Consider the following 2,296-nt stretch of genomic DNA (forward strand, 5'->3'; position numbering starts at 1 on the left):
CCTCGGCGCTCCATTGCCGTCGCCTCAACGCCCATTTTAATGGTGGGCTGCTGATCAAGCCCCTGATCCTTATAACTGCGCGCATCCATCAATGGCAGATGATGCTGCGCCAACACTTTATTGGCGGTATCTACCCACATCTCCCGAACACGCTTAATCTCTTGCATCGATGACGGCAGATCATGCGCCTTACGTTTTTTGTTGGACCACTCAAACGGGGTCTTAAGCTTTGGATCAAACGCCAAGGTTTTATTCGGTCCAATGGTAGGCGCTCGAGTAGTGACTAAAATATGCGCGTGAAAATTACGGGGATCAGGGTTCTCCTCACCCTCACGCAAATACTTAGAGCTTGGCGGTACATTAGGATCAAAAGGCAATTTCATCACCGGACGATGGATACACACATCAGCAATCACCTCCATATCGTAGCAAAGCTTTTGGGCAAAGTTGATGGCCAGCTGATGCCGATCATATTCGTCTAACTCATACGGCAAATTAATCAGCCACTCACGCGCCACCCGACTGTCCGAACGTGTCTCTGCCGCTTCAGCGGTATTCCAAAGCGTCTCTCGATCCACACTCACACCCAGCGCCTTTAGCGAAAATGGTAAAACAATATCGCTACTCATAACCCCAGACTTTTTACTATAGTCATGCGTCTTGCCATATTTGGCATCATCAAGCACATCCCCAGCACGATAGGCCGCCGACGCCACAGCTGACTGCCCTGATTTTCGAGAAATCGCCTTTGTCGCAATATGTACCATCGTCATAAAGAGCCACCTGCTATTGTTGCTTTTTTCACACCACCGCTTTTTGTGGTGTGCGGGGTTTGGGGTTTCCCCAACGAAGAAGGATTCAAAATTAAGATAGTAACGAAGTGGATAGATTAAATTTTGAGTCGTTACTTCGCCCTTAGTCAGGGAGACGCCACCATCAAATACTAAAATAATATATCTGAGGTGTCTGATGCGGTTGTGTTAAAGCTTACCACAAGCGATTGAATGATAGTGAGGTGCTTGCTATGCTGAGTAAAATTTAATCGATAAGGGTAAATCTGATGTCAGTATCTAATAATAAAGCACCTATGTCTATTTTTGATAGTCAAGACTCTAATGAGCTAAAAGAGCGTCAACGGTTAGAAGAGTTAAAACGCCAAGCTAAGGTTCAGCAGGTGAAGCTGGATAAACGATTAAACAAGCAGAAGATTCTAATGGGGGCATTTTTGGGTCAAGTATTGGCAACTGAAGGTGAAACTGAGCAAATGATTCGAGATTACTTCGCCATTCACTTTCCAGATTTTTTAACAAGGAAATCAGATAAGTTTTTATTCAAAAGTATGATCGAGAGTTTAGGTGGTGATATAGGATTGGGTGAGGAAGAGGATCCATTTTTAGCCAACGTAAAAGAAAATAATAAAGAAGCTACTGATCAAAATACAGGCGTTGAAGGCAGAAATACTGATAGCAATAACCAAACGCAATCTGACTCTCTGGCTAATTATAGAGAACAGGATTCGCTACTAGATGACAATAGTCATGCTACTGGTGGAAGTAATCCAAACTATCATGGGTAATAGGTTATGTTTATTGAAAGCCACAAAGCTGCGCTATCAAGCTTTGATGCAAATATAGAGCCGTATATGGTCGATGGTGTAGTGGCAGATAGTGAAGGCGCTTTATCTGTGATGCTGCCACTTGCAAGAAATACGATAGCCATTAAATTTGCAGAAGATGATCATAGCGTTGCGGAAATGGTAGCTCGTGCATTTACTTTGTTTGAAAACTTCTGCACAAGCGATCAAGCATACGCTTTTTACAATGAGATGATGGAAAATCCAAAATTATATGATCGTGTGATGCAGTTCGTTACTCTGATGCTAATAGCTGATAAGCCATTAGGAACCCTTGCCATAAGTAAGGCAGTGGATAAAAAACATGCAAAGCTTTTGAGTGATGTTCGGCTGATTGGTGGAATTTTTGGGTTTTATGATAAAGAGACTAAGGTTTATACAGATGATATCACTTGCATAACTCATCTCAATGGAACAACTAAAGAGCTGACTCTGCCCCCTGAGAAGGTTTTGATGCTGATGAGCTATTACATAAATGGCCAACGTGTATTGACCATGATGCCCTGGTGATGGGTTTAGGTTAAAGTGCAGTTGCACAGGATCATGGATAGTCTTTTACATATCAGCATAAAACTTCTGGATAAAGTCACGAGTCTTGCTCATGAGTCGCTCGTGAAGGGGTTTGCGCTCAAATAGCTTAACTTTATAGTTAGGTAGCGCTTT

General features: G+C 42.8%; 3 protein-coding genes. 2 read left to right on the plus strand and 1 reads right to left on the minus strand.

Annotated elements, in window-relative coordinates; translation table 11 throughout:
* Positions 1-773: MobA/MobL family protein (locus AAEY83_RS12550; protein ID WP_351059219.1), on the minus strand; the 773-nt coding region annotated here is incomplete at its 3' end.
* Between the two features lie 287 nt (positions 774-1,060).
* On the opposite strand from AAEY83_RS12550, the gene AAEY83_RS12555 reads away from it, so the two are divergent.
* Entirely contained in the window at positions 1,061-1,576 is a 516-nt protein-coding gene (locus AAEY83_RS12555) for a hypothetical protein (RefSeq protein WP_025643898.1), read from the plus strand.
* Between the two features lie 6 nt (positions 1,577-1,582).
* Positions 1,583-2,143 (plus strand): hypothetical protein, encoded by a 561-nt coding sequence (locus tag AAEY83_RS12560; protein ID WP_025643896.1) that lies wholly within the window; start codon positions 1,583-1,585, stop codon positions 2,141-2,143.
* The last annotated feature ends 153 nt before the right edge of the window (positions 2,144-2,296 follow it).

The organism is Psychrobacter sp. TB20-MNA-CIBAN-0197 (assembly GCF_040309765.1).
GTDB classification, from domain to species: Bacteria; Pseudomonadota; Gammaproteobacteria; order Pseudomonadales; family Moraxellaceae; genus Psychrobacter; species Psychrobacter submarinus.

What these genes read in the sequence shown, in the direction of transcription:
- AAEY83_RS12555 (WP_025643898.1), top strand. Translation starts at nt 1,061, where the DNA reads ATGTCAGTATCTAATAATAAAGCACCTATGTCTATTTTTGATAGTCAA.
- AAEY83_RS12560 (WP_025643896.1), top strand. Translation starts at nt 1,583, where the DNA reads ATGTTTATTGAAAGCCACAAAGCTGCGCTATCAAGCTTTGATGCAAAT.